Annotated in this window: 26 protein-coding genes and 1 tRNA gene; 18 read left to right on the top strand and 9 right to left on the bottom strand. The window is 64.2% G+C overall.

Translation table 11 applies throughout. The annotated features are described in order from the left end of the window. Positions 1 to 3: 3 nt before the first annotated feature. Positions 4 to 165 (bottom strand): hypothetical protein, encoded by a 162-nt coding sequence (locus tag L0B83_RS02670; protein ID WP_234756728.1) that lies wholly within the window; start codon positions 163 to 165, stop codon positions 4 to 6. An 81-nt stretch (positions 166 to 246) separates the two neighbouring features. Between L0B83_RS02670 and L0B83_RS02665 the strand changes: the two genes are divergently transcribed. Beyond that, the gene (locus tag L0B83_RS02665) at positions 247 to 1,215 is read left to right on the top strand and encodes a GlxA family transcriptional regulator (RefSeq protein ID WP_234756726.1); all 969 of its coding nucleotides are present in this window, start codon (positions 247 to 249) and stop codon (positions 1,213 to 1,215) included. On the opposite strand, the gene L0B83_RS02660 is transcribed toward L0B83_RS02665, so the two are convergent. From L0B83_RS02660 to L0B83_RS02630, 7 genes are all read right to left on the bottom strand, one after another. Then, positions 1,212 to 1,535, bottom strand: coding sequence for a protealysin inhibitor emfourin (locus L0B83_RS02660; protein WP_234756724.1), 324 nt, complete (start codon positions 1,533 to 1,535; stop codon positions 1,212 to 1,214). The two genes, L0B83_RS02665 and L0B83_RS02660, sit on opposite strands and share 4 nt — an antisense overlap. A gap of 33 nt (positions 1,536 to 1,568) precedes the next feature. Next, a complete protein-coding gene (locus L0B83_RS02655) occupies positions 1,569 to 2,585 on the bottom strand; it encodes a M4 family metallopeptidase (protein WP_234756983.1) in 1,017 nt (338 codons plus the stop codon). Positions 2,586 to 2,909: 324 nt separating this feature from the next. After that, positions 2,910 to 2,982 (bottom strand) — tRNA-Arg (locus tag L0B83_RS02650). Positions 2,983 to 3,225: 243 nt separating this feature from the next. Then, entirely contained in the window at positions 3,226 to 4,047 is an 822-nt protein-coding gene (locus tag L0B83_RS02645; RefSeq protein ID WP_234756722.1) for a hypothetical protein, read from the bottom strand. Positions 4,048 to 4,384: 337 nt separating this feature from the next. Next, on the bottom strand, positions 4,385 to 5,920 hold the full coding sequence (locus L0B83_RS02640) for a ferredoxin--NADP reductase (RefSeq protein WP_234756720.1): 1,536 nt from the start codon (positions 5,918 to 5,920) through the stop codon (positions 4,385 to 4,387). Further along, the gene (locus L0B83_RS02635; RefSeq protein ID WP_234756718.1) at positions 5,917 to 6,789 is read right to left on the bottom strand and encodes an FAD:protein FMN transferase; all 873 of its coding nucleotides are present in this window, start codon (positions 6,787 to 6,789) and stop codon (positions 5,917 to 5,919) included. Before L0B83_RS02635 ends, L0B83_RS02640 begins: the two co-directional genes overlap by 4 nt. Before the next feature lie 4 nt (positions 6,790 to 6,793). Continuing rightward, on the bottom strand, positions 6,794 to 7,213 hold the full coding sequence (locus L0B83_RS02630) for an FMN-binding protein (protein WP_234756717.1): 420 nt from the start codon (positions 7,211 to 7,213) through the stop codon (positions 6,794 to 6,796). Between the two features lie 234 nt (positions 7,214 to 7,447). Between L0B83_RS02630 and argS the strand changes: the two genes are divergently transcribed. From argS to L0B83_RS02580, 10 genes are all read left to right on the top strand, one after another. After that, the gene (gene argS / locus L0B83_RS02625; RefSeq protein ID WP_234756714.1) at positions 7,448 to 9,097 is read left to right on the top strand and encodes an arginine--tRNA ligase; all 1,650 of its coding nucleotides are present in this window, start codon (positions 7,448 to 7,450) and stop codon (positions 9,095 to 9,097) included. A 5-nt stretch (positions 9,098 to 9,102) separates the two neighbouring features. Beyond that, positions 9,103 to 10,590: a diaminopimelate decarboxylase gene (gene lysA, locus L0B83_RS02620; protein ID WP_234756713.1), complete on the top strand. Its 1,488-nt coding sequence runs from the start codon at positions 9,103 to 9,105 to the stop codon at positions 10,588 to 10,590. Next, on the top strand, positions 10,583 to 11,899 hold the full coding sequence (locus tag L0B83_RS02615; RefSeq protein ID WP_234756711.1) for a homoserine dehydrogenase: 1,317 nt from the start codon (positions 10,583 to 10,585) through the stop codon (positions 11,897 to 11,899). The genes lysA and L0B83_RS02615 overlap by 8 nt, the downstream gene beginning before the upstream one ends. Continuing rightward, complete coding sequence (gene thrC, locus L0B83_RS02610) at positions 11,900 to 13,009, top strand: threonine synthase (protein WP_234756709.1); 1,110 nt, start codon at positions 11,900 to 11,902, stop codon at positions 13,007 to 13,009. Beyond that, complete coding sequence (gene thrB, locus L0B83_RS02605) at positions 13,009 to 13,983, top strand: homoserine kinase (protein ID WP_234756707.1); 975 nt, start codon at positions 13,009 to 13,011, stop codon at positions 13,981 to 13,983. The genes thrC and thrB overlap by 1 nt, the downstream gene beginning before the upstream one ends. 299 nt (positions 13,984 to 14,282) lie before the next feature. Then, positions 14,283 to 16,373 (top strand): transcription termination factor Rho, encoded by a 2,091-nt coding sequence (gene rho / locus L0B83_RS02600; RefSeq protein WP_234756705.1) that lies wholly within the window; start codon positions 14,283 to 14,285, stop codon positions 16,371 to 16,373. A gap of 180 nt (positions 16,374 to 16,553) precedes the next feature. Further along, positions 16,554 to 17,627 carry a peptide chain release factor 1 gene (gene prfA, locus L0B83_RS02595; protein ID WP_234756703.1) on the top strand — a complete coding sequence of 358 codons (1,074 nt, stop codon included), beginning with the start codon at positions 16,554 to 16,556 and terminating at the stop codon, positions 17,625 to 17,627. 18 nt (positions 17,628 to 17,645) lie between these two features. After that, positions 17,646 to 18,518 (top strand): peptide chain release factor N(5)-glutamine methyltransferase, encoded by an 873-nt coding sequence (gene prmC, locus L0B83_RS02590; RefSeq protein ID WP_234756701.1) that lies wholly within the window; start codon positions 17,646 to 17,648, stop codon positions 18,516 to 18,518. A 12-nt stretch (positions 18,519 to 18,530) separates the two neighbouring features. Further along, on the top strand, positions 18,531 to 19,316 hold the full coding sequence (locus L0B83_RS02585) for an L-threonylcarbamoyladenylate synthase (protein ID WP_234756698.1): 786 nt from the start codon (positions 18,531 to 18,533) through the stop codon (positions 19,314 to 19,316). Next, positions 19,313 to 20,092 carry a WecB/TagA/CpsF family glycosyltransferase gene (locus tag L0B83_RS02580; RefSeq protein WP_234756697.1) on the top strand — a complete coding sequence of 260 codons (780 nt, stop codon included), beginning with the start codon at positions 19,313 to 19,315 and terminating at the stop codon, positions 20,090 to 20,092. Before L0B83_RS02585 ends, L0B83_RS02580 begins: the two co-directional genes overlap by 4 nt. Positions 20,093 to 20,117: 25 nt before the next feature. Here the strand turns inward: L0B83_RS02580 and L0B83_RS02575 are convergent, their stop codons facing one another. Continuing rightward, positions 20,118 to 21,014: a glycosyltransferase gene (locus L0B83_RS02575; protein ID WP_234756695.1), complete on the bottom strand. Its 897-nt coding sequence runs from the start codon at positions 21,012 to 21,014 to the stop codon at positions 20,118 to 20,120. Positions 21,015 to 21,226: 212 nt separating this feature from the next. Between L0B83_RS02575 and L0B83_RS02570 the strand changes: the two genes are divergently transcribed. The 7 genes from L0B83_RS02570 to L0B83_RS02540 all read left to right on the top strand — a co-directional run bounded on the left by L0B83_RS02570 (position 21,227) and on the right by L0B83_RS02540 (position 25,904). After that, positions 21,227 to 22,336 carry an MraY family glycosyltransferase gene (locus L0B83_RS02570; RefSeq protein WP_234756693.1) on the top strand — a complete coding sequence of 370 codons (1,110 nt, stop codon included), beginning with the start codon at positions 21,227 to 21,229 and terminating at the stop codon, positions 22,334 to 22,336. Positions 22,337 to 22,466: 130 nt separating this feature from the next. Next, entirely contained in the window at positions 22,467 to 22,955 is a 489-nt protein-coding gene (locus L0B83_RS02565) for a Cg1360 family ATP-synthase-associated protein (RefSeq protein WP_234756691.1), read from the top strand. Beyond that, positions 22,942 to 23,280 carry an AtpZ/AtpI family protein gene (locus L0B83_RS02560; RefSeq protein WP_234756689.1) on the top strand — a complete coding sequence of 113 codons (339 nt, stop codon included), beginning with the start codon at positions 22,942 to 22,944 and terminating at the stop codon, positions 23,278 to 23,280. Before L0B83_RS02565 ends, L0B83_RS02560 begins: the two co-directional genes overlap by 14 nt. A gap of 81 nt (positions 23,281 to 23,361) precedes the next feature. After that, a complete protein-coding gene (gene atpB / locus L0B83_RS02555) occupies positions 23,362 to 24,162 on the top strand; it encodes a F0F1 ATP synthase subunit A (RefSeq protein WP_234756688.1) in 801 nt (266 codons plus the stop codon). 81 nt (positions 24,163 to 24,243) lie between these two features. Then, a complete protein-coding gene (atpE, locus tag L0B83_RS02550; RefSeq protein ID WP_028264751.1) occupies positions 24,244 to 24,462 on the top strand; it encodes an ATP synthase F0 subunit C in 219 nt (72 codons plus the stop codon). A gap of 54 nt (positions 24,463 to 24,516) precedes the next feature. Continuing rightward, positions 24,517 to 25,077: a F0F1 ATP synthase subunit B gene (locus L0B83_RS02545; RefSeq protein ID WP_234756686.1), complete on the top strand. Its 561-nt coding sequence runs from the start codon at positions 24,517 to 24,519 to the stop codon at positions 25,075 to 25,077. Continuing rightward, positions 25,077 to 25,904 (top strand): F0F1 ATP synthase subunit delta, encoded by an 828-nt coding sequence (locus tag L0B83_RS02540; RefSeq protein WP_234756685.1) that lies wholly within the window; start codon positions 25,077 to 25,079, stop codon positions 25,902 to 25,904. Before L0B83_RS02545 ends, L0B83_RS02540 begins: the two co-directional genes overlap by 1 nt.

Below are 25,904 nucleotides of genomic sequence, written 5' to 3'. Positions count from 1 at the left end.
TTCTCAGAACGCGCGCAGTGTCCAGCATGAGTTGTTAGGCAGGTCCCGGGCCGTCCAAGGCTCGGACCGGTCGGGAAGGCGGCCGCCGCCCCGAAGGACCGCCGAGATGGAAGCGGCGGCCGTGATGATGAGGATGAGGAAGAGCAAGGCTCCGATGAACTCCATGCCTCCATAGTCTTCCTGGCCCACTACAAGAAACAGTGGCAGAAATGACCCATTCAGATAATTTTCTGCCACACTGGTTTCATGCTGAAAACAGTGGCGATCATTGTTGTTCCCAACTTCTCGATCTTCGAATTCGGGACCGCCTGCGAGGTCTTTGGCATCGACCGGGCGGACCGGGGGACGGGCGTCCCCGGCTTTGACTTCAGGGTCTGCACGCCCGTCCCCGGAGACGTGAAGATGAAGTCCGGGCTGTCGATGCATGTCGGCCTGGGCCTGGAAGCCACGTCCGATGCCGATCTGGTCATCATGGCGCCGTACGGCCGGGACGACGACGTGCCGGAGTCCGTATTGGATGCGCTGCGGGCGGCGCACGCGCGCGGGGCCTGGGTCATGTCGATCTGCTCGGGGGCCTACGCGCTTGCCCGTGCCGGCCTCCTCGACGGGCGACGCTGCACCACGCACTGGCACTATTCACAGGACCTCGCCAGCAGGTACCCGCAGATTCACGTCGACGAAAACGTGCTCTACGTCCAGGACGGAACGATCATCTCAAGCGCCGGCACGGCCGCGGGCATTGATGCCTGCCTGCATCTTGTCCGCGTTGAACTTGGCGCAAATGTCGCTGCTGCCATTGCCCGCGACATGGTGGTTCCGCCACACCGCGACGGCGGCCAGGCCCAGTTCATCGACCGGCCCATGCCCACGTGCGGCTCTGCGCCCATGGAGGCACTGCTGCGGTGGATGGTGGAGAACCTGGAGCAGGACCACAGCGTCAACGAACTGGCTTCCCGGCTGCACATGTCCGCCCGGACCTTCGCGCGCCGGTTCCGGGCCGAAACGGGTGCTACACCGGCGGCATGGCTCAACTCGCAACGCGTGCTCCGGGCACAGGAACTCCTGGAAACCACGGAGCTGAACATTGACGAAATTGCGCGCGAAGCCGGATTCGGACACTCGGTGCTGCTGCGGCACCACTTCGCCAAGGTCCTGGCCACGAGTCCGCAGTCGTACAGGAGGGCTTTCCGTGGCCAGTTGGCGGAAGTCGGCTAGCGGCGCAGGGTCTCCCGGCCCTCTACTTTGGCGTTCTCCACCAAGGTGTGCCAAGGTCCCGTGACCTCGGTCTCCGGAAGCGTGGCCCGGTGCTGACCGGCGCGGATTGAATACATGAACCGATCGGCTTGGCCGGCTGCTTTCCCGGATGTCCGTGCAGCCGCTTGCTCGCCGGCGTGGCGGCGGGATGGCACCTGGTCCCAAGGACATGCCTCAACGATCGGCATCCAGCGCTGTTTTTCCTCGGACGTGGCTGCATCCACGGTCCAGACGCGTGTGATCGCGGCGACGCCACCGCTGCGCTGGACAGTGATTTTCATGTTCTGCGGCTTCCACTGCTCTGAAGGACGCTGCTAGAGCTTTACCTTCACAGTTTCCCACGCCTTACGGACTGCGTCATGCTCGCGTGAGCCGGCACCGAAGAGTTCGTCAGCCGACGCCACCGTGGCCTTGGCGAAACGTCCGAAGGTGCACGTGGGCGGCAGTGAGCCGCTGGTGAGCGTGTTGAACCAGATTTGCCCCGGAGCCTCCCACGCGTTTCCGCCCAGTTCCAAGGCGATAATCGAGAACGCCCGGTTGGGGATGCCTGAGTTGATGTGGACACCGCCGTTGTCCGCCGTGGTGCGGACGTACTTGTCCATGGAGTCCGGTTGCGGATCCTTGCCGAGAACGTCGTCGTCGTACGCGGTTCCCGGTGCCTTCATGGACCGGAGCGCCGCACCTTGGACCGCGTCGGTGAACAAGCCCTCGCCAATCAGCCAACTGGCCTCGGCAGCCGATTGCTTTTTGGCGTACTGCTCCACCAGCGCCCCGAAGACATCCGACATGGACTCATTGAGCGCCCCGGCCTGGTTCCGGTAGGCGAGGGCTGCCGTGTACTGCGTCACGCCGTGGGCAAGCTCGTGCCCGATGACGCTGAGCGATTTCGTGAACCTCTGGAAGATCTCGCCGTCGCCGTCACCAAAGACCATCTGGCTGCCGTTCCAGAAAGCGTTGTCGTAGAGCTCGCCGTAGTGCACAGTGGCATCGAGTTTCAGCCCGGCGCCGTCGATCGAATTACGGCTGAACGCCCCGGCATACAGCGCGTGGGTCTCGCCCAGGCCGTCGTAGGCCTCATCGGCCGCGGCGTCGCCGGTAGCGGGACCTTTCTCCTTGCGGACGACCTTGCCCGGCAAGGCTTCGATGGAGCCGGCGTCGTAGATGGTCCGTTTGGGCGGGCCGGGCTTCGCCTGCCGTGCCGTGGGCGCGGGGGAGGGTACAGGCAGCGCCCGGACCGCCTGGAGGTTCTTGATGTGGAGCAGGGATTCCTTGGCCGCACGCGCGATCGTCCGCAGGCGGGGCTCACGCTGTGCCGCCAGCCTTCGCAGCATGTAGGGAGGAACGATGGAACAAATCACGGCGAACCCTTTCGTACCTGTTGGACGGTACGAACAGCTTAGGAGCGGCCACTGACTTTTTAGTCCGGCCCGTGCGGCATGTCCGGGATGCTTTCGACGGGCTCGACAATCAGTGGACCCCGTCGGATTCTGCTGGATCATTCTTTTCGCCGAAGTTCCCGGGGCCCGAGATTCCGCGGTTCCGGATTCTGTCCATTCGAATGATTGAGCAGAATCCGACATCCGAACGACGTCGATCGCGGGACGAAGGCAAAGGAAAACCCCGCCGGTTCCTGGAACCGGCGGGGTTTTCTGTTGTGCCCTCGATAGGATTCGAACCTACGGCCTTCTGCTCCGGAGGCAGACGCTCTATCCCCTGAGCTACGAGGGCATGCGGGGCTCCCGTCCGTTGCCGGAGGGACGTCCATGAGCTTAGCAGGTCACGGCGCTGCAATGGAAAACGTGGCGCCGGCCAGGGGAGCCGCAAGGGAGAACGGGCAAGGACCCTACCGGAGTCACTACGGTCGGATGGGGCACAATGAACGGCCTCACGTCATGGTGCAACCCAAGTTAGGTCGGGTTGGAGCCTTACCGCTAGTACAGTCTGAAGAGTCGTATTGGAGCTCCCTCCGGCTTACTCGTGTCTCGTGAGCTTGTAGTGAAGGCGGACGGCGACGGCGGAACGAAAGCGAATGACGTGATCGGTTCGAAGGACGCCGTCGTCATCGACATATAGCCGGAAGGTCTCGTGGAGCGGAACGCGTGCCGCGTGCGCGATGCCATTTCGGCTCACGGCGAGATAGGCACCGTCGGTGCCGAACGGGCCTCGCGTGGAAAGCAGTTCGAGCGAACCGTCAGTCAGGGCGCGCGGGCGGAGAAAGACCTGCACGTTCCCTGATTCGAGAGGAAAACTTACGTGCACGCTTGGCTGAGTGGTTTCGGGCAGCGTCGTCACGCGGTAGTAGCCGCTGTACACGTACGCCGCAGTGGATCGAAGGGTCCGGATCCATCCTGCACCCAACTGGCGCCCGTCCGGGGCAAGTATCGCGGCTACATCGCTGTCCATCCCGTGAGCAGTCTCAAGAGGGCGAGTGGGAATGGCCAGCTGCTGAACGCGACGGCCGAAATAACGGGCGACGAGGTTCCCGCCTGGCTGGAAGAGAGGATTCCATGCCGTCCAGACCTCCATCCGCCAAAGTGATGTGTGCTCGTAGAAGTCGCGTATGTCCGGGTGGACATCGGCGGAACGAAATTGAGGACCGTCCAACGAAGCGAATTTTGGAAGCAGCCCCGCGCCGGGTTCATTACGCACAACCCGGCCGCCGATCGCGGCGGCGGCGTCGGTGAGCCAGGTGTCCCCGATCACCGATTCGCGGTGCATCGGTGCGTTGAGCCATGCCTGATCGCCGGCCAGATCAATGCGGCGGCCTGTGACGCGCCAAAAAGCGCGCGTCATACGGTCTACTCGACTCATCACATCAGGCACCATAGAAGTGTGCCACAGGGCCGGAACGCCCGATGCGCATCCTCGGGCAGGCCAAAATGCCGCTCAAGGGTCGCTCTGCGTGGCGCGTCAAGCTATTAGCTAGATCTTCCGGGATCCGTTGACCCGGTCGGTGAATCGGGTCTTCAGAGTTTCAGGACCATCGATGATGCCGTCAGCAAAAGTTTAGGCATTCCGCTTGTTCCCTAAGATGACTTACTTGGCCACCACCCCACCTCCCTCACCGCCGGTTCGCTTCCCTCAGTAACCTCGCGGCCATCCTCGCCGCGAGGGTGAGCACCCCGGCCCGTCAGTAGCCCGCGAAAGCGTCCACATGGATTCGTCGGGCTCCGGCGTGGCGGGCGGCTGAGCGGAGGGCATCCACGTTTGCCGGGGAGCCTGAGACGTACACCTCGCGTTTGGCCACGTCCGGGACGAGCTCCCGCAAGGAGTTGCCGTCGATGCGGCCCCGCCCTGCGTCGTGCATGAACGACGGCGGTGGCGAACCGTCCGAAAGGCGGGCAATGACCCGTGCGCCCGAGGCCTCCAGGACTTCGCTCCCGGCAAGTTCAGCGGCGCTGGGGGCGAGGTAAAGGACGACGATGTCCCTTCGTGCGGCGGCGCCGGATCCCAACTGGGACAAGAAAGGTGTGATCCCGATTCCCGCCGCGATGAGCAGCACGGGTTTGCCGGCGTCGCGCGGTAAGACAAAGTCGCCGCCCACAGTGGTTCCATGCACGCAGTCTCCGGGCTCAAGCGCGAGCAACGCGCGCTTGGCGGCCGAGACAGGTTCCGCGGTGCCTACGCCGAACGTCAGCTCGGGTGAATCCGGCGCACTGGTCATGCTGAAGACACGTCGACGCCCTTTCCCGTCCGAGCGCAGGTGCGGAAGGTCGAGCTCCATGAACTGCCCCGGGAGGAAACGGACTGGCCGTCGCGGCTCAAAGCGGAATTCGGTGGTGAACGGCGTCAGGGGACGGGCGCCTTTGAACGTCAGCACGATCCCGCTCCGCTGCCCCATGAGGAAGGCGAGGAGGTTCCCAATGAGCAGCGCGAGTTGAGGTGAATTGGCCACGCCTCCCACGTTGTACGGCACGGCAAACAACAAAGCCACGACGACGGCGAGCGCTACCTGCTGCCAACGACGCGGAGGCAGGGTGAGGGGCTCGGTGAGCATGAAGCCGGCGAAAAACAATAGCGGCTGCTGGGCGATCGGCTGCCACAAAGCCGATCCGAAGGTCATGCCGCCCCGCAGGAGCACAGCGCACACCACGGTCACCGCCACCACGAGGAAAGCGCAGGCCATGAGCACCTTCAGCGTCCGGTACAGCACCAGCAGCACGCCGGGAACCACGAGCCACAACATGGCTGGGGTCGCGGCCCACCACGTGGCGATGTTCAAGCCGGTGAACCCGGCGATGAAGGCTCCTGCCGCGGCGGGATTGAAAATGTGCCGCCCTCGGAACGCCAGGACGTATTTCGAAGCCGAGGCCAGGACGCATGCGACGGCAACTCCGGCGAGATCGGGGATCTGGACCGAAGGAATCAGCTCGGTGGGCCAGAACAGGAAATACAACAAGAGGCCCGTGATGAGGGAAGACTCGGAGTGCGGCCGGACCTTGAAGAGCATGGCGAAGAGCCGGTTGGATGCATATGTCAGGCCCAGGCACAGCACGAGGTGGACGATCATTTCAGGCAGCCCGAAGCTCAACCAGCCCAGGGCGTTCAACACCATGCTGTAGGCAGCGAGAACAGCGAGGACCCAGAGGATCAGCCGGTACATCGTGAAACGGCCGAGCCAGGCATCCACCCGCGCTTTGAGGGCAATCGCTTTGAGGGCAATCATGAGAAGAGGGTCCCTTCGAAGCCGGCCGAATACTCAGCGTGACCGTCCGAATACACCTTGAGCCAGGAAAATTCGAATTCTTCCGCAAGCACTTCCGGCTCCACCATGAAGAGCGCCGTGGCCAGCGCGTCCGCTTCCATCGCGGTGGCGGCCATGGTCCACGTAGCCACTACCGTCTGGATGGGGCGCCCGGTCGCGCCGTCGAGGACATGGTGCAGTCCGTCGCCCCACGCGCGCCGGTTGGCTGCGGAAGCGCACAGCGCACCGTCGCGGAGTTCGACGACGCCGATCGCCTGGGCGGGGTCGTAAGGGTGCTCAAGGGCCACGCGCAACGGATCCCTCCCGGAATGGAGCATGTCCCCGCTGGCATCGACAAGGAATTCCGTGATTCCAGCGCCACGCAGGACCGCAGCCGCGAGGTCCACCAATTGGCCTTTCCCGGCGGCGCCAATGTCCAGGACCAGCGGGACGGAAGTGGAGATCTCCGAACCCTTCCATTCGAGGACGTCTTCCCAGCGTCGTGCCGGCACCGGATGGCCGGCCGGCCGCAAGGCGTAGTCATGCCCGTAGCCCAGCCGCTCGAGGCTGTCGCCGATGAGGGGCGTCATGGCGCCGTTGCTGAGGCGGTACAACTTCCGGAAAAGCTGCTCCAGTTCGCCTGCCCCTGCCGGGAGGGTCACAGTGCCCGGGTTGCGGGCAAGCCCGGCGATCAGGGAGTCGTCCCGGAAACGCGAATAGCTCCGGTCGTAGTCCTCCACGAGGCCGAGGAGGCCGGCGCGCACGTGCCCCGGGAGGTCCTCGGGCGTCGAGATTTCCCACGCGGTCCCGATTCCGTCGAAGCTGAAAACGCTCCAGCCCGTGTGCGCCATGCCCTTATTTGGCCTCGGACTTGATGGTTTCCACTGCCTTGTTGAATCCTTGGCTGGTCAAGGAGGAGCCGGCTACTTTTGAGACGTTGATCTCATCGAGCTTCTTGCCGACCACCTGCGCCGCGATGCCGTTCTTGAACTGTCCTTGGAATTCCTTGGTGTTCGGGTTGTTGGCATGCACGGTGATGTCCACCGCGGAAATGGTGCTGCCGGCGAGGGTCAGCGTAACGCCCACGGTTTCACCGCCGTTGGGTGAAATGTAGTCGCCGTCGGCGCTGTACGTACCGTCCTTGTAGGGTCCGGTGATCGTGGAGGTCTTCTGCGGGGTGCTTCCTTGGGCCGAAGGGGCGCAAGCTGCCACGGAACTGGCAAGGAAGAGGCCGGCGGCCCCCACCAGGAGGCCCTTGCGGAGTGGCGTAGTCATGGTTTTGCTCGTTTCAACTGGACGGGGTTCAACTTGACGGGAAGAGGGTCAACGCGGAGTGCTGTGGGCCGGTGGCCGTTCACACCGTTGACGTTGATTTCAGCGTAGCGGTTCAGTCTGGGAGCTGAACTGACCGAAGCTGGGCTCCAGCTGGGTGCGCGCTGGTGCCCGCATCTGCGCGTTACTAGGCATAAGAATTCCACCACTTGCAAGGCCCACCGGTAGGCTAGACGGGTGACTCCCGAAGAACTCTCAGCCGCCATATCCGCCTGCCTGAAAGACGCTGTCGCCGCCGGCGAGCTTGCGCTTTCCGAATCTGCCCTCCCCGAGGACGTGCGCGTAGAGCGACCCAAGAACCGGGAGCACGGGGACTGGGCCACGAACATTGCCTTGCAGCTTGCGAAGCATGCCGGGACCAACCCGCGTGAATTCGCCACGATCCTGGGCAAGCGGCTGGAAGCGATCGACGGCGTCACGGCCGTGGACATTGCGGGCCCGGGCTTCCTCAACATCACTGTGGATGCGGCCGCCGCCGGTGCGCTGGCCAAGGCAATCGTCGAGGCGGGAAGCTCCTATGGAACCAACCAGGCGCTCGCAGGCCATGTGGTCAACATGGAATTCGTCTCGGCCAACCCCACAGGACCGCTGCACATCGGCCACACGCGCTGGGCTGCCCTGGGTGATGCAATTGCCCGTGTCCTCCGGGCCTCCGGCGCCGACGTCACCGCGGAGTACTACATCAACGACGCCGGCTCGCAAATGAATGTCTTTGCGAACTCGGTGCTGTCCCGCTTGCACGGACGCGACGTTCCGGAGGGCGGCTACCCGGGCGAGTACATCCGCGAACTCGGCGACGAAGTCCTCAAGGCCCATCCGGCAATCCGGGAACTGACCGACGAAGCCGCGCTGCCGGTGATCCGGGGTGCCGCCTACGAAGCCCAAATGAAGGACATCAAGGACACCCTGGCCCGGTTCGGCGTCTCCTTCGACGTCTTTTTCTCCGAGCAGGAACTGCACGACGCCGGCGCGATCGAATCCGCTGTTGCCCGCCTCCGCGAGCAGGGCCACGTGTTCGACGACGGCGGTGCCGTTTGGCTGCGCACCACGGACTTCGGCGACGACAAGGACCGCGTGATGATCCGTGCAAACGGCGAACCCACGTACTTCGCCGCCGACGCCGCGTACTACCTCTCGAAGAAAGACCGCGGCTTCACGGAAAAGATCTACCTGCTCGGGGCCGACCACCACGGCTACATCAACCGGCTCAAGGCCATTGCCGCCTGCGCGGGCGACGACCCCGAGGTCAACATCGAGGTCCTGATCGGACAGCTGGTTTCCGTCAACGGAGCCAAGCTGTCCAAGCGTGCCGGTAACATCATCGAGCTCAAGGACCTTATCGAATGGCTCGGCAAGGACGCGGTGCGCTACTCGCTGGCGCGCTTCCCCGCGGACTCGCCGCTGACGCTGGATCCTGAACTGCTGAAGAAGAACAGCAACGAAAACCCCGTGTTCTACGTGCAGTACGCTCACGCCCGTTCCCGGGGAACAGCACGCAACGCGATCGAGGCCGGCGTGGACCGCAGCGCCTTCGACGCGTCCTTGCTGGACCATGCCACCGAGAACGAGCTGTTGTCCTACCTCGGCAGCTACCCGTCCATCGTGGCCAAAGCCGCGGAGCTCCGCGAACCGCACCGGGTGGCCCGCCACCTCGAGGTCATCGCCGGCGCCTACCACCGTTGGTACGACGCCTGCCGGGTCTCGCCGCTCGGGGACGAACCCGTCCAGGACATCAACCGCACGCGGCTGTGGCTCAATGACGCAACGAGCCAGGTGCTGGCGAACGGACTCGAACTCCTCGGCGTTTCAGCACCGGAACGGATGTGACAGGCATGGAAACGACCAACAACAGTGCAGCCTCGCCCCTTGCCCCCGGATGGCTCGCCGTGCCGGGGGACGTGAACGCCCTTCACGCGCCGATGTGGGCCGAAGGCGTGGAAAGGAACGACGACGGCGAGCTCGCGATTGACGGGGTTCCCGTCAGTGAGCTCAAGGCGCAGTTCGGCACTCCTCTGTTCGTCATGAGCGAGGGCGATTTCCGTGCCCGTGCCCGCTCCTTCAAGGATGCGTTTGACGCTGCCTTCGAGGACATCTGCGGGGGCGTGGACGTCTACTACGCCGGAAAGTCCTTCTTGTGCACTGCCGTGGCCAGCTGGGTTGCCGAGGAAGGCCTGCGCCTGGACACGTGCTCCGGGGGCGAGCTCGCAGTGGCGGCCCGCGCAGGCATCGACGGCGCCAACCTCGGGCTGCACGGCAACAACAAGTCCGACGCCGAGATCAACCGCGCGCTGGACATGAAGCTTGGCCGCATCGTGGTGGACAGCCTCGATGAGCTTGAACGGATTGAAAAGATTGCCTCCGGCAGAGGCGAGACGGCGAAGGTGATGCTTCGGCTGACTCCCGGTGTCCACGCCCACACCCACGAATTCATCGCCACGGCCCACGAGGACCAGAAATTCGGGCTCTCCATGGCGGGGGACTCCACGGAGTCGGAGGGCCTCTCGGCCGCCGAGGAAGCCGTCGCGGCGGCCACTTCGTACTCGCACGTGGAGCTCCTGGGCCTGCACTGCCACATCGGTTCCCAGATCTTCGAAGCCGACGGCTTCGCATTGGCGGCCGAGAAGCTGTTGGGATTCCTTGCCGCGATGCAGGCGAAGTACTCGATTGTCCTGCCGGAACTGGACCTGGGCGGTGGCTACGGCATCGCCTACACTCCGGTGGACACCCCCCGCCCTCCCGCCGAAATCGCGCAGGCGATGGCCGCCGTCGTGCGTTCCAAGTGCACCGAGCTGGGTATCGCCTCGCCGCGCATTTCGATCGAGCCGGGTCGCGCAATCGTAGGCACCAGCACGTTCACCTTGTATGAGGTGGGGACGCTGAAAACCGTCCGCGTCGATGCGCCTGAAGGCGCCTCTGGAGATGCCGGCGGCAAGCAGAACGTTACGTTCCCGCGCCGCTATGTGTCGGTGGACGGCGGCATGAGCGACAACGCCCGTCCGGTGCTGTACGACGCGGATTATTCGGCCATTCTCGCCTCGCGCACCTCGGCCGCTTCCCCGCAACTGTCCCGAGTAGTGGGCAAACATTGCGAGAGCGGCGACATAGTTGTTAGAGATGTATATCTGCCCGAAGACGTGGCAGCCGGTGATCTGCTCGCTGTACCGGGAACCGGCGCTTACTGCTGGGCCCTCTCAAGCAACTACAACTATCTGGCCAGGCCTGGCGTTGTCGCAGTGCGCAATGGATCCGCCCGGCTGATCGTCCGCGGGGAAACCGAAGAAGATCTCTTGAACCGCGACATGGGAGTGGCGAATGTCTGAAGTGCGAACGCTGAAGGTGGCCCTGCTGGGCTGTGGCAACGTGGGAGCCCAGGTAGCGCGGATCCTCCTTGACGACGCCGACGCCCTTGCGGCCCGCACCGGAGCCCGCCTGCAGCTGTCCGGCATCGCCGTGCGGAACCTCGATTCAGAGCGCGACGTCGACCTGCCGCGCGAACTGTTCACCACCGACGCCGACACCCTGGTCAAGGACGTCGACCTGGTCATCGAGCTTATGGGCGGCATCGAGCCGGCCCGCTCGCTCATCCTGACCGCCATGCAGAACGGCGCCTGCGTCGTCACCGGCAACAAGGCGCTCCTGGCGCAGGACGGGCCCACACTCTACGAAGAGGCCGACAAGGCCGGCGTCCAGCTCTCCTATGAAGCGGCCGTCGCCGGAGCCATTCCGATCCTGCGTCCCATCCGCGACAGCCTCTCCGGCGACCGCATCACGCGAGTCCTGGGCATCGTGAACGGCACCACCAACTTCATCCTCGACCAAATGGACACCACCGGTGCGCAGTTCGCCGACGCGCTGGCCGAGGCCCAACGGCTCGGATACGCCGAAGCCGACCCCACTGCCGACGTCGAAGGCCATGACGCCGCCGCGAAGGCCGCCATCCTCGCGTCGTTGTCCTTCCACACGCGCTTCGCGCTCGAAGATGTCTACTGCGAAGGCATCACGAAGGTCAGCGCCGCGGACATTGCCGCCGCGAAGGAAGCCGGCTTCGTCATCAAGCTGCTCGCCATCGCCGAGAAGATCACCAACGCCAACGGTGAAGGCGGCATCTCAGTCCGCGTCCACCCCACCCTCCTGCCGCGCGAACACCCACTAGCGGCCGTTCGCGGCGCCTTCAACGCTGTCTTCATCGAAGCCGAGAACGCCGGCGAGCTCATGTTCTACGGCCAGGGCGCCGGCGGCACCCCGACGGCGTCTGCCGTCCTGGGCGACCTCGTCTCGGCTGCCCGCCGGGTGGTGCTTGGTGGTCCCGGCCGCACCGAGACCACCACCGGCTTCGTTCCCGCATTGCCGGTCGATGCCTCGACCACGAGCTATTACATCGGCCTCGACGTGGCCGACCAGGCCGGCGTGCTGGCCCGTATCACCCAGATCTTCGCGGAGCACGGCGTATCGATTGAAATCATGCGCCAGACGATCCACCGCGACGCTGCCTCGAAGGTTGAGTCGGCCGAGTTGAAGATCGTCACCCACCGCGCATCCGAAGCCGCACTCGCGGCAACCGTCGAGGCCGTCAAAGGCCTGGACGTCATCAATTCTGTGACATCCGTCCTGCGGGTAGAAGGGGTCTAAGTGGCTCACCAATGGCGCGGAGTAATCCGCGAATACGCTGATCGTTTGCCAGTAACGGAAGCCACGAAGGTCATTACCCTCGGCGAGGGCGGTACTCCGCTTGTCCACGCGCAGAAGCTCTCCGAACTTACCGGGTCCACGGTGTACCTCAAGGTGGAGGGCATGAATCCCACCGGATCCTTCAAGGACCGCGGCATGACGATGGCCATGACGGCCGCTGTCGAAGCAGGCGCCCAAGCCGTTGTCTGCGCCTCCACGGGCAACACCTCGGCCTCCGCTGCCGCATACGCCACCGCCGCAGGGCTGAAGTGCGCGGTGCTGGTCCCCGAAGGCAAGATTTCCATGGGCAAACTGAGCCAGGCGATCGCGCACGGCGCCACGCTTCTGCAGGTGGACGGCAACTTCGACAACTGCCTCGACATCGCCCGCAAGCTGGGTGAGTCGTACCCGGTGTTCCTCGTGAACTCCGTCAACCCGGCGCGCATCCAGGGCCAGAAGACCGGCGCCTTCGAAATCGTCGACGCCCTCGGAGACGCTCCGGACATCCACGTCCTGCCGGTGGGCAACGCGGGAAACATCAGCGCGTACTGGAAGGGCTACAAGGAGTATTCCGCGCCCTTTGAGTCCGCGACCGCGGGTACCCTTCCCGCAGTCTCGACCAAGACGCCGGCCATGTGGGGATTCCAGGCGGCAGGCGCGGCACCGTTCGTGGCTGGCCACCCCATCACCGAACCGGACACGATCGCCACGGCCATCCGCATCGGCAACCCGGCGTCCTGGGAGACGGCCATCGCGGCCCGCGATGAGTCCGGCGGCTTCATCGACGCCGTGACCGACGAGGAAATCCTCGATGCCCACCGCTGGCTCTCCGCCAAGGAAGGCGTTTTCGTGGAGCCCGGTTCCGCGGCAGGCGTTGCCGGCCTCATCAAGAAACATGCCGCAGGGGAGGTTCCGGCCGGCAAGACGATCGTCATTACCGTCACGGGACACGGACTCAAAGACCCGCAGTGGGCCCTCCGTACCGAAGACGGCAGCGAAGTCCAGCCGGTCAAGGTGCCGAACGACGTCGTGACCGTCGCATCCGAACTGGGACTGGAAGAAAACCAATAGTGGAAACAACGCAGTCCGCCGCGACGGGTCTGAAGCTTGTCGCGGCAGGCCAGCAGCTGACGGTCAGGGTCCCGGGCACCAGCGCCAACCTTGGCCCCGGCTATGACAGCCTCGGCCTGGCATTGTCGATCTACGACACCCTGACCATCGAAACGCTCGCCACCGGAGGGCTCGAATTCGAGCTTTCCGGCGAGGGAGCCGATTCCCTTCCCCGCGATGCGAGCCACCTCGTAGTGCGCGCACTCACGACGGCGTTGGAGCGCCTCGGTTTCCGGCACAGCGGCCTCAAAATCACCGCGGACAACGTCAACCCGCACGGCCGCGGACTTGGCTCCTCGGCTTCGGCCGTCGTCGCGGCGGTGACCGCGGCCAACGCTTTGGTACCCGAATCCGCCCGGCGCGACCGCGAGTGGATCCTGCAGCTCACGAGCGAGATGGAAGGACACCCGGACAACGTCGCACCCGCGATTTTCGGCGGACTGGCCTTGTCATGGCAGGACAGCGAGCAGTACAGCAGCACGCGCGCAGAAGTGGTTCCGTCGGTCATCCCGGTCGTCGCGGTGCCCGACTACGAACTTTCCACCGAAACCGCCCGCGGTTTGCTGCCCGCGTCCGTCGGCCACCATGCGGCGGCCATGAACTCGGGACGCGCCGCGCTCCTGATCCACGCATTGACCGCCGATCCCCGTTTCCTGCTTCCCGGAACCGAGGACTACCTGCACCAGAGCTACCGTGCAGAGGCAATGCGGCCAAGCGCAGCCCTGATCAAGGCGTTGCGGGATTCGGGCCATGCGGCCGTCGTTTCGGGAGCGGGACCCACGGTTCTGGCGTTGGCCAACGGGGCGGACGAAGCCGAGGCGATCGCCAAATTGATCAACTCGTTCACCGCGGACAACACTCCGGACGTTGCCTGGCGTGTGATGACACTGGCAGTGGACGTTGAAGGTGCTAGAGTGGACTTGCACCGGCGGTAGAACCGCGGCAGTTCCCTGACATTGGATCCCGGCTTAGCGCTGTTCCTGTCTCCTACTGTGTCGAAGTCTGCCGGTGCCGTCTCCTTACCGGCCTGTCGCAGGTGCCACAGAACTCTTTCTGTTACGCGAACCGTCAGCCCGCGCCCCGCATTCCGGAGCGTCAGAAGGCGTTAGTAACCGGCCCTGCTGAAACTAAACCGGCAAGACCGAAATCACGGCTGCAGATCTGAACTGCAGTCCAGAACAAATCATCGCGTCCAGCTCCAGGTCTGGACGCCGTCGAGGGGGAAGGATCCTTCGTGACAGAAACCACTGAGCTGGCTCCAGCTGTGGAAACAACATCTTCTGCGGCTGAGTCAACGGCCGCAACCGCTAAGAGCAGCGGCCTTGCAGGCCTCAAGCTCGCGCAGCTCCAGGCTCTCGCCAGTCAGCTGGGCATTTCGGGCGGATCCCGGATGCGCAAGGGGGATTTGGTTTCGGCTATCTCGGCCCACCGCGCCGGTGCGACCACCAGCAAGGCTCCTGCCCCGGCCAAGGCCGTCGCAGCAAAGGCCGAGCCTGCATCTCCGGAAGCCGAGGCCCCTGCCGCAGCACCCGCTGAAGCTCCCGCGCAGGACGGCACACGTGCACGTGGCCGTGGTGGCCGAAGCCGCCGCGCCAGCAGCGACGGCGTTGTGGCCGCTCCTGCCGCCGCGGAAACCGCAGAGGCTCCCGCCGCCGTCGTCGAGGCTCCCGCTGCTCCTGCTGCTCCCGCCGCCGAAGCCTCCGAGGCAGCCGGCGAACGCCGCCAGCCGCGGACGCGGAACCGCCGTCGCGGCGAGGCCGCTCCCGCAGAGACCGGTGAAGCCGCCGAAGCCCGCGCCGCAGAGCAGCCCCAGACTGAGCAACCCCGCGTAGAGCAGCGTCAGGCAGAACAGCGCCAGCCCGATCAGCGCCAGGCACAGCCGCGTCAGGGTGAGCAGTCAACGGTCGAGGCCGGCGAACCCGGCCAGCGTGAACGCCGCGACAACACCCGTACGCGTCGCGAGGACACGAACGAGGGCGAAGAGACCGGCAACCGCCGCAATCGTCGTAACCGCCGTGACCGCAACGATCGTCAGGGTTCGCAGGACAACCGTGACAACCGCGATGGAAACAGCCGAAGCGAGCGCTTCCGCGACCGCAACGAACGCCGCCGTGGCCGCGGCCAGGGCCCGGACGTCGACGACGTCGAGGTCACCGAGGACGACGTCCTGCTGCCGGTCGCCGGCATCCTGGACGTACTGGAGAACTACGCGTTCATTCGCACCTCGGGTTACCTGCCCGGCGCCAACGACGTGTACGTGTCCCTCGCCCAGGTCAAGAAGTACAACCTGCGCAAGGGCGACGCCGTCGTCGGCGCAATCCGTGCACCGCGCGACGGCGAGGACCGGGGACAGCAGAACGCCCGCCAGAAGTTCAACGCGCTCGTCCGCGTCACATCGGTCAACGGCAAGACGCCCGAAGAGCTCAAGGACCGCGTCGAATTCGCCAAGCTTGTCCCGCTGTACCCGTCCGAGCGCCTGCGCCTCGAAACGGACCCCAAGAAGATCGGCCCGCGCGTCATCGACCTCGTGGCCCCGATCGGCAAGGGCCAGCGCGGCCTGATCGTCTCCCCGCCCAAGGCCGGCAAGACGCTCATCCTGCAGTCCATCGCCAACGCGATCACCACCAACAACCCTGAGGTCCACCTCATGATGGTGCTGGTTGACGAACGTCCTGAAGAAGTCACGGACATGCAGCGCACCGTCAAGGGCGAAGTCATTGCCTCCACCTTCGACCGTCCCGCCGATGACCACACCACGGTTGCCGAGCTTTCGATCGAACGCGCCAAGCGCCTCGTGGAGATGGGCATGGACGTGGTGGTCCTCCTGGATTCGATGACCCGCCTGGGCCGCGCCTACAACCTGGCGGCACCGGCGTCCGGCCGTATCCTGTCCGGTGGTGTCGACTCCGCTGCGCTCTACCCGCCGAAGCGCTTCTTCGGTGCTGCGCGCAACATCGAAAACGGTGGATCGCTCACCATCCTGGCCACTGCTCTCGTGGAGACGGGTTCCAAGATGGACGAGGTCATCTTCGAAGAGTTCAAGGGCACGGGCAACATGGAGCTCCGCCTGTCCCGCCAGCTCGCGGACAAGCGCATCTTCCCTGCCGTGGACGTCAACGCTTCGGGTACGCGCCGCGAAGAGAACCTGCTTTCGGCCGAGGAAGTCAAGATCATGTGGAAGCTGCGCCGTGTCCTGTCCGGACTCGAGACCCAGCAGAGCCTTGAACTCCTGACCAACAAGATCCGGGAGACCGGGAGCAACGTCGAGTTCCTCATGCAGGTGCAGAAGACGACTCTTGGAGCCAAGTCGGATAACGACAAGTAGCTGTGCTCTAACCGCTCAAAATTTGCCGGCCCCGCCCCTTCGCCTGGCCGGCAAATTTTGAGCGGTCGTCGTTAAAGAGGCAAGGCGGGGTCACTTACGGCCCATCCGGGGGCGCGGCATGGGCCGTAAGTGACCCCGCGTTGGAGTTATTAGACTTGTAGAAGTCGAAAGAGGTTTGAAATGTTTGAGTCCGTTCAGGGACTGCTTGATGAGCATGCTGCTATCCAGGCGCAGTTGAGTGATCCCGCCGTTTATGCCGACCAGCCGTTGGCCCGCAAACTGGGGCGGCGTTCTGCCCAGTTGCAGGGCATCGTGGAGGCGTACAACCGTTGGCGCGGACTCATGGACGATCTTGACGCTGCCAAGGAAATGGCTGCCGAGGATCCTGATTTCGCCGCCGAAGTGGACGACATCGAGGAGCAGATCCCTGCCGCGCAGGAGAAGCTCCGCCGCTTGCTCATTCCGCGCGATCCTGATGACGCACGCAATGTCATCCTCGAGGTCAAGGGCGGCGAAGGCGGCGACGAAGCCGCGCTCTTCGCCGGCGACCTGCTGCGTATGTACATGCGTTATGCCGAGTCGCGCGGCTGGAAGACCGAAGTCATCTCCGCCACGGAATCGGACCTGGGCGGCTACAAGGATGTCCAGATGGCCGTCAAGGGCAACTCGAACGATCCCGCTGAAGGCGTCTACGCCCGGCTGAAGTTCGAAGGCGGCGTGCACCGCGTCCAGCGCGTACCCGTCACGGAGTCGCAAGGCCGCATCCACACGTCCGCCGCCGGCGTGCTGGTGCTTCCCGAAGTGGATGAACCCGAAGAGCTCGAAATCAACCAGAACGACCTCAAGATCGACGTCTACCGGTCCTCGGGTCCCGGTGGTCAGTCCGTCAACACCACGGACTCGGCCGTCCGCATCACCCACCTTCCCACGGGCATCGTGGTGGCCATGCAGAACGAAAAGTCCCAGCTCCAGAACCGCGAAGCCGGCATGCGCGTCCTCCGTGCCCGTATCCTGGCCCACCAGCAGGAGCAGATCGACGCCGAGAACTCGGCCCAGCGCAAGTCGCAGATCCGCACCATGGACCGTTCCGAGCGCATCAGGACGTACAACTTCCCGGAAAACCGGATCGCCGACCACCGCACCGGCTACAAGGCCTACAACCTCGACGCCGTCATGAACGGTGACTTGGAACCCGTCATCCAATCGGCCATCGAGATGGATGAACAATCACGCCTCGATGCTCTGGGCGAATAACAGCCTGCAAGGACCGTCATGACGCTCTCTCCGGGCCAAAGCCTCGCCGACGCGGTCCGCGAGGCGACAGCCATCCTGTCCGACGCCGGAGTTCCTACTCCGCGCGTGGACGCGGAACTCCTCGCGGAACATCTCATGGGTGTCGGCCTCGGACGCCTGCGCGCGATGCTTCTTGGGGACTCTGCCGCTCCGGAAGGCTATGCGGACCTGGTGGCGGAGCGGGCCCGGCGCGTTCCGCTCCAGCACATCACCGGCGTCGCGCACTTCCGGTACCTCACCCTCGCTGTAGGCCCGGGAGTGTTCATCCCGCGGCCGGAGACTGAGTCCGTGGTCCAGCTTGTCGTCGACCACCTCCAGGGGCTGGAGCACCCCAAGGTGGTTGACCTTGGCACAGGTTCCGGCGCCATCGCAGCCTCGATCGCCCACGAAGTGCCCGGGGCCGAGGTGCACGCCGTCGAATTCAGCACGTTCGCCCATGCCTGGGCTACCAAGAACCTGAAGCCGCTGGGTGTGAAGCTGGTCCAGGGCGACCTCCGCAATGCCTTGCCGGAACACGACGGAACGTTCGACGTCGTCGTATCCAACCCGCCCTATATCCCGGCCGAAGCAATCCCGAACGAACCGGAAGTGGCCCTGCACGATCCGCCCGAGGCCCTGTACGGCGGGGGAGCGGACGGAATGGAGCTTCCGACGGCGGCTGCGGCCTCCGCGGCCCGGCTCCTCAAGGAAGGCGGCTACTTCGTGATGGAGCACGCCGAGGTGCAGGCCGCCTGGATCTCCGAACACCTGAAGGCCTCCGGTTGCTGGACGGAAGTCACCACCCACCTCGATCTCAACGGCAAGGAACGTGCCACGAGCGCAGTGTTGGCAAGCGCTGCCTCCCGGAAATGAAAGAATAGCGGTGTGACCACAAGCTACAACTGCACGTCAGAGGAACAACGCGCCGAAGGCCTGGAGCATGCGCAGCGCGCCATCAACGAGAAAAAGTGCATCGTCATGCCGACGGACACCGTCTACGGCATTGCCGCAGACGCGTTCTCGCCGCAAGCCGTGACCATGCTGCTTGTCTCGAAAGGCCGCGGCCGCCACATGCCGCCCCCGGTGCTGATTCCGCGGCCCAATGCGCTCGACGGGCTGGCAACCGACGTATCGGAAGAAGCCCGCAAGCTTGCCGAAGCCTTCTGGCCCGGCGGCCTGACGCTGATCTTGCATGCCCAGCCGTCCTTGGATTGGGACCTGGGGGAGACCCGCGGAACCGTGGCCCTTCGGATGCCCGACGATGAAATTGCGCTTGAACTGCTGAACCGCACCGGTCCCTTGGCCGTGTCGTCTGCAAACCGGACCGGGCAGCCAGCCGCGCAGACCGCCGCCGAGGCCAGGACCCAGCTTGCCGAATCCGTCGAGGTGTACCTTGAGGGCGGGTTCCGGCCAGTCGCGGGAACCGAATCCGTACCATCCACGATTGTTGACGCCACCGCCCTGCCGCTTCGGGTGGTCCGCGATGGTGCAGTGACCCTGGAACGCCTTCGCGAGATTGTTCCCGAAGTGCTGGGCCTCGGCGAAACCGCGCCCGAAGCGGCAGCTGAAGCCGCCCCGGCGCCGGCGGCCGAAACCACACCAGAAGCCGCGGCTGAGCCCGCGCCGGCGCCGCCGGCTGAAGCAGTCCACACGGAGACCAGGGCCGAATGAGCCTGGTCCGGGATCGTGTTCCCCTTCTGGACGTAGACGTCACCGCCTTGTGCACCGGCGATCTTATCGAGGCCATCAGCGGGTACGTTTCGGACGGCAGCACCAGGGTTGTCCTCGGACACAATCTGCACAGCGTCACACTGTTCCATTCGAGCCCGGATTTCCGCAGCCTCTATGAACGCAGCGATGTGGTGCTCATGGACGGGGCTCCGGTCGCCATGCTCTGGGGACTCGGACGGCGCGGTGCTCCACGGCGCGACGCCGCGGGATTGATGCAATACCGCCTGGGGTCCACTGACTGGGTGCCGGCACTTGGCGGCGTCGATGGACTACGCCGGATCGCCGTCGTCGGTGCCGGTCCCGAAGCCAACAGCAAGACGGTGGAGCGGCTCCGCGGCATCGTTCCGGGCGCCGAGGTCGCAGGGCGGCCCGGCGAGAACTGGGACGATGCCAGCGAAGAGGCAGCAGTCGCCTGGCTCAGGGACTTCCGTCCGCAGCTCGTTCTTCTCGGTCTCGGCATGCCGCTGCAGGAATCGGTCCTGCACCGCCGCCTTCACGAGCTCCCGCCTGCCGTCTACTGCACTGTCGGCGGCGCGATCGAGCAGTTGGCAGGCCTCCAGAAGCTCGCCCCACGCTGGCTTGGCCGCCTCGGGCTCGAATGGGCCTGGCGGCTCGTGCTGCATCCGGGACGCGTCGCGTACCGGGTCTTCGGTGAGCCGTGGGTGCTCCTCGGCCTGCTGGTCCGCCGCCGGCTCGCCGGCAGGAAGAGCGCCTGAACCGGAGCGCGGTCCAGCCGGGCCGCTAGAACTTCTGGTCCTCCAGGGGGCCAAATCCCTTGGCCCGCAATCCGGCGGAGAATGCCCGGAACCATTCGGCGAGCCCGCGGAAGTCGCCGCGGGGGAGGAAGTAGCCCAAATAGCCTCCGACATCGGCCACCATCGACTTGCCACGGCGGTAGCGGCGGATCAAATAGCCCCGGTTGCGGTAGTAAAAATAGCGCTTGAAGGCCGAATCCGGCACGATCACGTGCCAGCGCGCGCCGAAGACGTGTTTTGTCTCGGAAAATGCGTGCGGGTGGCTGATCCAGGCCGTCGCGACCGTACCGAAGCGTATGCCCGCCTTCCTGAGGCGGATCATGAAGTCCACTTCGTCTCCGCGGATGAAAAGCCGGATATCCGGCACTCCCACTTTGAAGAAGACATTGGAACGGATGAGCGCGCCGTTGAAGAAGTGCCCGACGTCGGGCAGGAACCCCGCCTTCTCGACTTCGGCCCGTTCGTGGGTCACCTTGCCGTCAATCCGGAAGAAGAAGGAAAGCTTGTCCGGGTGGCCCGGGGCGACGACGAGCGGCACGACTGCGTCCAGTCCGCGGGCCTCCGCTTCGCGTACCAGGGTTTCGAGGCAGGCAGGGTCACCGGGCTCGGCGTCGTCGTCCATGATCCAGACCCATTCGGCTCCGCTGGCGACCGCCTTGAGGATCGCGAGCGCAAAACCGCCCGCTCCGCCCAGGTTAGCTTCGGAGCGGACGTAATCCACCTTCGGATGGCTTGACGCAAGCTCGCGGGAAGGCGTTTTTCCGCTGTCCACGAGGCAGATCGTGTCCACCGGCAGGGACTGCTTGTTGATGGAGTCGAGCAGGACTGCCAGCTCCCCGGGGCGGTCAAAGGTCACAGCCGCTACGGCAACGGAGACAGTCATGTAAGGTTCCTTCCGGGCGCTTGCGGGGAGGTGATCCCGGCTCGCCCTAGGGGCGCGTGAAACGGAGCAAAGCCGCCGTTGACGCTAGTATCTTGACAGAGTCCAACTGTAGTACAGCAATATTTGGCGGTGCGCAGAGGTGTTGCAGGTGTTGTGCCGGCAGCTAGTCGCCAGGGACAGAATCCACCACCACCGCCAACAGGAGCCGCCACGTGATCATGTATTCGCTCATGATGCTCACGGCTGCCGTCGTGTCTTACCTCGCTACGTGGGTAGCCCGCCGGATGGGTAACAAACTTCGGCTTTTTGCCCCGATCCGCAGCCGGGATATGCACTCGGTGCCGATTTCCAGGCTTGGCGGCCTGGGACTCTTCGCGGGCTTTGCCGTGGCCCTCGCGGTCGCCAGCAATTCGTTCTTCGTGAAGGACATCTTCCACGGGAACGGCGCGCCGTGGGGAATCCTGGCGGGTGCCCTGGTGATCGTCGCGGTCGGTGTTGCCGACGACGTGATGGACATCCGCTGGTGGGTCAAGCTGATCGGCCAATGCACGGCGGCGACGATCGTCGCGGTCTGGGGAGTGCAGATGTCCGTGCTCCCCTTTGTTCCGGAACCCATACGGATCGAGGCGGAACCGCTGCGGGTCGTCCTGACCGCCCTCGCCATTGTGACCACCATGAACGCGGTCAATTTCATCGATGGCCTCGATGGCCTCGCCGCAGGTGTTGCGGCCATCGGCGGGGCTGCCTTCTTCCTCACGGCCTATTGGGTCCACCGCAACGCAACGCTCACGGACCGCTCGGACCTCGCGGCGCTGTTGATGGCCATCACCGTGGGTTGCTGCATCGGATTCCTGCCGCATAACTGGTTCCCGGCCAAAATCTTCATGGGCGACTCCGGCGCCATGCTCCTCGGCCTCGTGATGGCCTCGGCGGGTGTGGTGTCGACCGGCCAAATCAGCTCTGGTTTGTACGACCGCGCGAACGGTATTCCGACCATCGTGCCCATCCTGCTGCCGTTCGCGATTTTGTCGCTGCCGCTGTTGGATCTCGGTTTGGCGGTGTTGCGACGGACAGCACGCGGCCAATCGCCATGGTCCGCTGACCGGGGGCACCTGCACCACAAGCTCATCGAACTCGGCCACACCCACCGCACGGCGGTGCTCATGATGTACGTCTGGACCTGCATCCTGGCGTTTGGAGGCCTGGCGTTTGCCATCTTCCCCTGGCAGATGGTGCTCACCGTTGACATCGTGGCAGCACTGATCATGGCAGGCGTGACGGCCTGGCCCTACTTTGTCCGAAAAGGGCGGGCCGCCCTGTAGGCGATGTGTGACGAAAGCGTTAACATCACAGTTCTATCTCATGTAGAATTCTAGGGCGGACAGTCACTCGCCCGCGCACCCACCCTTTTTGAGAATTTGGCATTTCTTGCCACGACGATTGGCATCTTCCATGACCTCCAACGCCGGCGGACAGCAGTCCGACTCGAGCGGCGTTGCTGACCCCCGCTCCACGTCTTCACTGTGGCTGCGGCTTCTTTTCCTCAGCTCGACGACGGCGGTAGCGGCCCTCGCGGCAACGTCGGCGGTAGCGGCGGTCATGAACGGTGGCGTGGGAGTGCTTTCCGCGGCCCTCGGAGGGGCGATTGTGATGGCATTTTTTGCCATCAGCCTCCTGATCGGCCATTTTGTCGGCCGGAACAACCCTTCCGGCGCGGTCGGCCTTTTCGTGGCCAGCTACTTCGTCAAGGTGGTTGGCTTCGCGGTGGTGCTGTTCGTCTTGGGAGCACCCGCCTGGCTGCACGGCCGCTGGTTCGTCATCGGCGCCGTCGTCACGGTTGTCTCGTGGCAAGCTGCCGAAATCTACGGCTTCAGCAAGGCCCGGCTCCAGATCTACAACGACCCCGCAGCAGGCAAAGGGGGCGGCGATGTTCACTCCTAGGAGCAAGCGAGACTCCGGGACGGGCAATGCCCCGAAATCCGGCAATTCCACCGAACAAGCGGGCGACGGAAACGACGGCGGATACAACGCCGGGATCGCCGTCTTCAGCTACATTGTTGGCGGAATCATAGTCTGGAGTTTGATAGGCTGGGGTCTGGATAATCTGTGGGGGACTCGCTGGATTGTGCTCCTTGGCGCTCTGCTTGGAGCCACGGGAGGGTTCTATCTTTCCCATATGCACGGCCTCACAAGTCATCGCTCGTCTTCCAGCGGAAGCAAAGCAGACAAGGGTCCGTCCCAGGACGGGAACAGTAATGCCAAATAATTTCACACGGGAAATGGCTGCACGAAACGCGGCCGGATCCTCAACAACGCCCAATGATGGACACTGCAGAGAGGAAACGCGTTGATCGCGCTTGCGCTCCCGGCCCAGGATTCAGGGACCTTCACTCCTCCCGGAATCGACCAAATGCACCTGCCGGCTATCCTGCCCTGGGGTGCGAGCGACGGATTCTCCAAGCAGATGCTGCTGGTAATCCTGTCGGTCGTCATTATCGCCAGCTTCTTCGTCGCTGCCGCCCGCAAGCAGCAGCTGGTTCCCGGCAAACTGCAGTTCGCGGGCGAGATGGCTTACGGCTTCGTACGCAACAGCATCGCCAAGGACATCATCGGCGGACGCGACTTCATGAAGTTCGTGCCCCTCCTGTTCTCCTTGTTCTTCTTCATCCTGGTGAACAACATCTACGGCGCCATTCCCGTAATCCAGCTTCCGAGCTTCTCGCACGTCGGCGGGGCCTATGTGCTGGCCGCGGTCGTGTACGTCACGTGGATCGGCATCGGCATCAAGAAGAACGGCCTGAAGTACTTCAAGCTCGCCACGGTTCCTTCCGGCGTTCCCTGGTACATCCTGCCGATCGTCGTGCCGATCGAAATCATCTCCAACTTCCTGGTCCGTCCGGTCACGCACAGCCTCCGTCTCTTCGCCACCATGATGGCAGGGCACCTCATCGTGATGATCGCCGGCTCCGGCATTGAGTTCCTCGTCATGCAGGAGAACGTCCTCCTCAAGGGTGCGTCCGTACTGGTACTCGTTGGCGCTGTCGCCATGTACATGCTCGAAGCCCTGATCATGGTGCTGCAGGCGTACGTCTTCACCCTTCTGACTGCGATCTACATCGAAGGCGCGCTCCACGCCGACAGCCACTAGGCACAACCCTCAATCTTCCCCTTCGGGGGTTGAAGCAAACCAAACAACCTGCCGCGACTGCGGCATCTTGAAAGGAAAACAATGAACGGCGACATCAACGGCTCCCTTAACCTCATTGGCTACGGTCTCTCCGCAATCGGCGGTGGTATCGGTGTGGGTCTCGTCTTTGCTGCTTACATCAACGGTGTTGCACGTCAGCCGGAAGCCCAGCGCGTGCTCCAGCCGATCGCGTTCCTTGGTCTGGCTCTGACGGAAGCCCTCGCCATCCTCGGCCTGGTCTTCGCTTTCGTTCTCAAGTAAACCGCTAAGAACCAAGCGAACATTCAGAACCGAGTAGATAAGGACGGGTGAAACATGAATCAGCAGATCATCTCAGCCGCCGCTCAAGGTGCCGCCGAGTCGGCTAGCCCGCTCGCTCCCAACCTTTGGGAAATGGGCGTCGTCCTCGCTGGCTTTGCGGTCCTCTTTTACATCGTGGTCAAGTTTGTTGTCCCGATGTTCGAGAAGACCTTCGCCGAGCGCGCCGAGGCGATTGAGGGCGGCATTGCCAAGGCTGAAAAGGCCCAGGCCGAAGCTTCTGCAGCTCTCGAAGAGTACAAGCAGCAGCTCCAGGATGCCCGCGCCGAAGCCAACCGCATCCGTGAAGAAGCTCGAGCCGAAGGTGCCCAGATCCTCGCGGAGCTGAAGGCCAAGGCAGCAGCCGAGTCGGCCCGCATCACCGAGCAGGCTTACGCCCAGATCGAAGCGGAGCGTCAGGCAGCTGTTGTCTCTCTCCGTTCCGAGGTGGGCACGCTGGCTACGACTTTGGCAGAGCGGGTCGTTGGCGAAGCACTCAGCGATGACGAGCGCGCCGCCCGCGTGGTGGACCGCTTCCTTGCAGATCTGGAGACCCAGAGCGCAGGTGCAGCTAAGTAATGGCAGGTGTATCGAGCGAATCGCTGACCAAGGCACTGGAGCAGTTGGAAGCCAAGCTTCCGACCGCCTCGCTGGAGTTGGCTAAGGACCTCTTCGGAATCCTGGGAACGGTGGACAGCTCGGCTGGCTTGCGCCGCGCCCTGACTGACCCCTCCCGCAGCGGAGAAGAAAAGTCGGCGCTGGTCAAGCAGTTGTTTGGCGGGAAAGTCTCCGCTGATGCTGCGGAAATCGCGAGTGGATTGGCCGGCTCGCGCTGGGCATCGGCACGCGATATCGGCGATGCACTCGAGACTCTTGCCGCCACGGTGGTCATCGCCGTGGCTGAAAACAAGTCGGCCGTTTCTGCCTCCGGAATCACGGGGCTGGAAGAGCTGGAAAACGATCTGTTTGCTTTCAACCAGGCCGTTGCTTCCAGCCACGAGGTACAACGTGCCCTGGGAGAGCCACAGGCAAGTGCCGCGGCCAAGATCAGCCTGGCGCAGAAGTTGGTTCCTGGCGCAAGCCCGGAAGCCCAACTCCTCATCGCCCAGGCCGTGTCGCAGCCGCGCGGCGTCAAGCCGAGCAAGCTCATCGACAATTTCGCCAAGCTTGCAGCCAAGCGCCAGCAGCGCTGGATCGCAACTGTCCGCGTTACCCGTCCGTTGACGGATGCGCAGGCCAGCCGTCTGCAGGCCGGGCTTGATGCCCTCTACGGCCGCGAGCTGAAGGTCAACGTCAGCGTTGATCCGACTCTGATCGGTGGAGTCCGGGTCCAGGTGGGTGACGAAGTGCTTGACGCTTCTGTCGTAGCCCGCCTGTCCGAGCTTCGCCGGCAACTCGCTGGCTAG

Origin of the sequence: Arthrobacter alkaliphilus, from assembly GCF_021483235.1 — a bacterium.
Classification (GTDB): domain Bacteria; phylum Actinomycetota; class Actinomycetes; order Actinomycetales; family Micrococcaceae; genus Arthrobacter; species Arthrobacter alkaliphilus.
Note: the sequence above shows the minus strand (reverse complement) of the source record. Positions and strands in the feature narration are given on the sequence as shown.